Annotated in this window: 1 protein-coding gene; it reads right to left on the bottom strand. The window is 33.0% G+C overall.

The features are described 5' to 3' along the window. Positions 1 to 1,190: histidine kinase N-terminal 7TM domain-containing diguanylate cyclase (locus tag V7083_RS18810; protein ID WP_335480789.1), on the bottom strand; the 1,190-nt coding region annotated here is incomplete at its 3' end. Positions 1,191 to 1,237 lie beyond the last annotated feature (47 nt).

Here is a 1,237-nt window from a genome sequence, read left to right as displayed (position 1 = left end):
TTTTTAAAATGATCAAAGTCAAACAAAATAATTGTAAATGGTAATGAGACCTTCTTGGCTAAAATGAAATCATCCTCACATTGTTGAAAAAAAGCTCGTCGATTATAAATTTGGGTTAATTCATCATAGTAAGCCAAGTGCTCTAATTTAATCTGCAACATTTTTAACTCTGTAATGTCTGAAAAAATGATTAATTGACCATCACTATTATTAGTGGGTTGTAACGGTGATGTCCTTACCTTATAAATACGCTCTGATTGATGAGAGGCTAAACGTAATTCCTGATTTACTCCTGCAGCCTCTAATGTAAAAGGAAATGTGCTGCCTGTAATCAATAACCAGACTTTATGAAAATCCATCCCAAACATCAATTTATTTATTAACGGAAACATATCCTTACCCGCTTGGTTAAACTCAATTAATCGATTGGATTCATCCAACACCATAACACCATCATTTATACTATTAAATATGGCATCTTTTGCAATCGGCATAATGGAAAACAATCGTGATGCGTTAATGGACCACAAATATAATAATGATGAAAAGCATAAAACCATAGGAACTGGGTCAATCCCTTTAGGTGTAAACCCTATTAAATAAATAAAAGCTGTAACCATTGGAATGAGTTGGCCAAACATTAACGAAATTAACTGTGGCCGATAAACTTTATCCGTTTCTTTCCAACGAGAGATAACCAGAAAAAATGCAACAAACATACAGGCAAACGTGTATATTCCATGAATCAAATACCAAACACCGATTTCCTGGTGTACATAGGGTGCCCCTAAGCTGTGGTCAATTTCAAATACTCGATAATGTAGATGATGTAGATCATTTGTTGCCACCATGACCAAACTAATAAATGGTATAAGTAATAAAGAAATATAACGTTTTTTTGCTGTGTTATATCCTAAATAATGCATAATAAACAGCAATCCTAATGCTGGAGATGTCGGCATTCCGATGTATTGTATGATTGTCCAAAATTTAAGTTGCTCCAGGCTAGTTGACATTAATCCAAAGGCGGAAGCAAAACAATAAATGGATATGCACAAGGTATAAATAATAAAGGATTTTGCCACATTTGAATAATGATGCCGCTTTATAAATACGGATAAGCATAAAAATAAATTAATAACACCTGATGTACAAATTAGTGTAATATAAGCTGTTAATTGCGATTTCATGTTAGATACCTCTGTTGATCTCACTTTAACCTTAATAAATGTAACAT

Source organism: Bacillus sp. JJ1764, assembly GCF_036962145.1.
Classification (GTDB): domain Bacteria; phylum Bacillota; class Bacilli; order Bacillales; family Cytobacillaceae; genus Neobacillus.
This window is presented reverse-complemented; position numbering and strand designations above follow the sequence as displayed.